Source organism: Mesorhizobium sp. IMUNJ 23232, from assembly GCF_044326205.1.
Lineage (GTDB): Bacteria > Pseudomonadota > Alphaproteobacteria > Rhizobiales > Rhizobiaceae > Kumtagia.
Map to the genome: position 1 here is coordinate 1 of NZ_JBIRCY010000139.1, position 4633 is coordinate 4633.

Here is a 4633-nt window from a genome sequence, read left to right on the forward strand (position 1 = left end):
GTCCACATCGGCGCACCATTCCTTCTCGAATCATGCCGAACAAGGAATCACAACCGATCCAAAACCAGAAACTCAAAATCCGACAACCGATTCTGCCCGCTCACAAAGTCCCCGGACGGACACTAAGGTAAAGTCTGTTACCTATGTCTCCGGGTCGGACAGGGGGAAGGTGGTAGAGGGAGAGAACCTGAAATCCAACATTCTCTGGGCTCGTCTGCGACCTCTCTAACCGACATTATCGTCACACCCGGTCGGCGATAAGCAGTGATCAAGATGATGCCCTGGATTTCCGACTACGCTTTGCCGTCACGGCGGCGATCTTCGAGGGTTTTGGCCTCTGGCCCAGCCCGATGCCTTTCGCCAGTTCGGAACGGTTCGCTGCATGTCGGGGTGCGACCATCGGATAGACGGCGGGGAGGTTCCATTTCTTGCGATACTAGTTTGGGGGGCAGGTCATGATGCGCCATGAGGTGGCGCTTCAAGGATTTGAACTTGCGGCCATCCTCAAGCGAAACGAGAGAGTCGGGCGTAACAGATTTCCTAATGGAAGCAGCAAGGGCCAGTTCCACACGCGCCAGCAAGGGAGCCGGCTCGCTCAGGCTGCGTATCGCGGTGTTGATGTCCGCGATCAGGCCAGGAAGGCTTGCTGCCTGGTCCGGGTTGTTTGTTACGCACGCCGACACAATATCCGTCGTGGGTTGTAGAAGCGCCTGTCGTCCGACATCCACCGTATCCCATATCGAATACTATGGACTATTTGCAAGAACGTTGGCGTGCAAGTGACAATAAAAGTGGCGCCAGTTTCATATTTTGCAAAGGAACCAATGCTTTGGACGACTGGAGATTCGCGTGGCGTTGGATCGTCACTGGGCCGCGTCAGATGTGAACGACCTTGAGTGAGCACAAGATCTAAAAAGAAGAGGCGGCTTTTGAACTAGGCAATCGGGCGAGCGCCATCCTGTTCAGATCATATCTCGGTGAGCGACGTAAAACCAACCGATCTATCACCCGCCGACTGCAATAAGATCGAACCGCTCAGCGCGAGCGGCAGGACTGCTTTTTGCGCTTTGAGTGGTGAATTCGAAGAATGGGCCGCACAGGCGTAACTGCCAGTGCGGACTTCGATGCTGAATTGTATTACAAGAGACGGTTGGTCTCGGCGGTCTGGCGGTCGCGGCGGCGGGTGCCGTCCGTGTCCGACTTCCTGTGCCTATCCGCCACCTGGCTGCGGATCTGTTCGAAGCGGTTGTCGTCGATTTCCTTCTCCGTCGGAGGCGTATCCGTGTTCTTGGTATAGTTGATCATGGTCGTGCTCCTTGGGCCGTGACGAGTCCACGATCGGCCGCGGCACAGCCAATCGTTGATTTGTCGCCAAGACCCTGCTTGGTCGCGAAAGCAATCCGATCGCGGACATATCGGAGATGAGGCGCGAGGCCGGAGCCTCGGATGTTTGAGGCTCAGGCGGCGAGCGCTGCCGCGCAGCCTTCGGCGGCGCGCCTGTCGGGAGCCGTCTGACCGGGCATGGTCGCCCAGCCGCCGGCCTCGACGAACTGCCGCCTCTTGTAGCTGTCGGTGATGGCGTTTAACTCGGTCAGTCTCGCCGGGGAATCGGCCGCTGCCTTGAAGCGCTCGACACAGACCACCGATGCGAGTTCGCCCCGCGCCACGTCGCCGGCCGTGGTGGCCAGCGTCCGCGACGTCCCGCCCGTGACCCAGCCGCCCCAACTGAAGCCGACGATCATTGTGGCGACAGCTGTCGCGGCGCAGGCCCAGACGAGCGTCGATTTGGAGGGCTGATAGCTCTCCCAACGCTGGGCGAAAGAAGGCTTGCTGATTGGCATGGCCATGAGTTTGTTCCCTTGTTGTGGTTTAAGTGTCGGCCGTCTTCCAGAGCGTGCCGGCCCTAGGGCCGGCTGTCGTGGTCAGTACCCCATGCCACCCATGCCGCGGTTGCCCCCATTGCCGGCGGAGGGCGCATCCTTGGGAGCGTCGGCGATCATAGCCTCGGCGGTAATCAGCAGCGCCGAGATCGAGCCGGCGTCCTGCAAGGCGGTGCGCACGACCTTGGCCGGATCGATGATGCCGGCCTTGATCATGTCGACATAAGTTTCGGTCTGGGCGTCGAAGCCGTCGTTGAGGTTCTTGCCGTCCGCAAGCTTGCCGACGACGATCGAGCCTTCCACGCCCGAATTCTCAGCGATCTGCCGGATTGGCGCTTCCAGCGCTCTGAGCACGATTGAAATGCCCGCAGTCACATCGGCATTAGCGCCGGTCAGGCCTGTGAGCCCTGCCCGGGCGCGTAGAAGAGCCACGCCACCGCCGGGAACGATGCCTTCCTCCACCGCGGCGCGAGTGGCGTTGAGTGCGTCGTCGATGCGGTCTTTCTTTTCCTTGACTTCGGTCTCGGTCGCGCCGCCGACGCGGATGACCGCGACGCCGCCGGAGAGTTTCGCCAGCCGCTCCTGCAGCTTCTCCTTGTCATAGTCCGAGGTGGTCTCCTCGATCTGCGCCTTGATCTGCGTGACGCGGCCGGCGATGGCCTCCTTGTCGCCCGCGCCGTCAATGACGGTCGTCGTGTCCTTCTCGATGACGACGCGACGGGCGCGGCCGAGCATGTCGAGGGTAATGTTCTCGAGCTTGATGCCGAGGTCTTCGGAGATCAACTGGCCCCGCGTCAGGATGGCGATGTCTTCCAGCATCGCCTTGCGGCGGTCGCCGAAGCCAGGCGCCTTCACCGCCGCAACCTTAAGGCCGCCACGCAGCTTGTTGACGACCAGCGTGGCCAGGGCCTCGCCCTCAACGTCTTCCGCGATGATGAGCAGCGGCTTGCCGGATTGCACCACGGCTTCGAGGATCGGCAGCATCGCCTGCAGATTGCCGAGCTTCTTCTCGTGAAGCAGGACATGGGGGTCGTCCAACTCGACGCGCATCTTCTCGGCATTGGTGACGAAATAGGGAGAGAGGTAGCCGCGGTCGAACTGCATGCCTTCGACGACTTCCAGCTCCGTCTCGGCGGTCTTGGCTTCCTCGACGGTGATGACACCCTCGTTGCCGACCTTCTTCATCGCCTTGGCGATCATTTCGCCGACGGTAGCGTCGCCATTGGCGGCGATGGTGCCGACCTGGGCAATCTCGTCCGACGACTTGACCTTCTTGGCGCGCTTTTCGATGTCCTTGACGACGGCGGCGACGGCAAGATCGATGCCGCGCTTCAAATCCATCGGATTCATGCCGGCGGCGACCAGCTTGATGCCTTCACGCAGGACGGAGGCGGCGAGCACGGTCGCCGTCGTGGTGCCGTCCCCGGCAAGGTCATTGGTCTTGGAGGCCACTTCGCGCACCATCTGGGCGCCCATGTTTTCGAACTTGTCGGAAAGCTCAATCTCCTTGGCGACGGTGACGCCGTCCTTGGTGATGCGCGGTGCGCCATAGGCCTTGTCGATGACGACGTTGCGGCCCTTGGGGCCGAGCGTCACCTTGACCGCGTTGTTGAGGACTTCGACGCCACGCAGCATGCGGTCGCGCGCATCGGTGGAGAATTTGATTTCCTTGGCGGACATGATGGTGTTCCAGTTCGTTCGGGGGATGGGAGGATCGGAAAACCGATCGGTCAGGCGGCTTTCTTGCTGACCGCCGCGGGCCGCTCGACGATGCCCATGATGTCGCTCTCCTTCATGATCAGAAGGTCCTCGCCATCGAGCTTGACCTCGGTGCCCGACCATTTGCCGAACAGGATGGTGTCGCCGGCCTTGACGTCGAGCGGGATGAGCTTGCCGCTTTCGTCGCTGAGGCCGGGGCCGACGGCGATGACTTCGCCCTCCTGCGGCTTTTCCTTCGCATTGTCGGGGATGATGATCCCGCCCTTGGATTTGATTTCGCCTTCGGCGCGCCGGATGACGACGCGGTCGTGGAGTGGCCGGAATTTCATGGGGTTCTTTCTGCAGCCAGCGCATAGGGCGACCGCATAAGCCTTGTAGCGCCTTTGGCACTCGAATGATAGGAGTGCCAGAAATTATTCGTGACCGAAGCGAAACCGTAAAAAAATATAGATCAAAATAGTCGGCAAAAACTCCGCACGCCGCAGGAAAATCGAATGTTTTGCTCGGCATAGTTCCACAATTTTTCTTACACCTCTTCAGTTCTTTTGGCTGAGATATTCGGATTACGGCTTGTCCGGACATCAAACAAGGCGTATATGTAAAACTCGTTGATTTGGCCGAATTTGGCTTTCGCGGTGTCAGAGACCATCGACCCGCCATTCACCACCGAATTGCCGAGAGCGAATGCAAGGCGCCGATCCGGCGCATGCCGCTCGGTTCGAACCCTGGAATGAACTCGACGCTGACCACGGATGTACTGGCAGCACGGGATCGTTCGGGTTCGGATTGGGGTGGTGCGGGAGGCGCATCGGCGTGCTCCCGCGGAGACCGCACCATGACCGTCCGCACCACGCAAACAATTGTCCGCTTCTCATTGGCGTTTTCTCTGCCGGGCCTCGACGCGCCTCAGCCGGCCGGCGAATACCGCGTCGACCACGATGAAGAGCCGATCGAAGCGGTCTCGCGGCTCGCCTGGCGGCGCGTTGCAAGCTTCATCCACCTGCCCGCGATCTCGGCGCAGCGGCCGACACAAC

General features: G+C 60.5%; 5 protein-coding genes and 1 pseudogene. 1 reads left to right on the forward strand and 5 read right to left on the reverse strand.

What is annotated here, in order from left to right:
• Window positions 1-268: 268 nt before the first annotated feature.
• The 5 genes and pseudogenes from ACH196_RS37730 to ACH196_RS37750 all read right to left on the reverse strand — a co-directional run bounded on the left by ACH196_RS37730 (window position 269) and on the right by ACH196_RS37750 (window position 3928).
• Window positions 269-740, reverse strand: a pseudogene (locus ACH196_RS37730) (MucR family transcriptional regulator).
• A gap of 397 nt (window positions 741-1137) precedes the next feature.
• Entirely contained in the window at window positions 1138-1305 is a 168-nt protein-coding gene (locus ACH196_RS37735) for a hypothetical protein (RefSeq protein WP_396651932.1), read from the reverse strand.
• Window positions 1306-1457: 152 nt separating this feature from the next.
• Window positions 1458-1847: a hypothetical protein gene (locus ACH196_RS37740; RefSeq protein ID WP_396651933.1), complete on the reverse strand. Its 390-nt coding sequence runs from the start codon at window positions 1845-1847 to the stop codon at window positions 1458-1460.
• Between the two features lie 75 nt (window positions 1848-1922).
• Window positions 1923-3560 (reverse strand): chaperonin GroEL, encoded by a 1638-nt coding sequence (gene groL, locus ACH196_RS37745; protein WP_396651934.1) that lies wholly within the window; start codon window positions 3558-3560, stop codon window positions 1923-1925.
• 50 nt (window positions 3561-3610) lie between these two features.
• On the reverse strand, window positions 3611-3928 hold the full coding sequence (locus tag ACH196_RS37750) for a co-chaperone GroES (RefSeq protein WP_396651935.1): 318 nt from the start codon (window positions 3926-3928) through the stop codon (window positions 3611-3613).
• A gap of 506 nt (window positions 3929-4434) precedes the next feature.
• On the opposite strand from ACH196_RS37750, the gene ACH196_RS37755 reads away from it, so the two are divergent.
• On the forward strand, window positions 4435-4633 hold a 199-nt coding region (locus ACH196_RS37755), incomplete at its 3' end, for a hypothetical protein (RefSeq protein ID WP_396651936.1).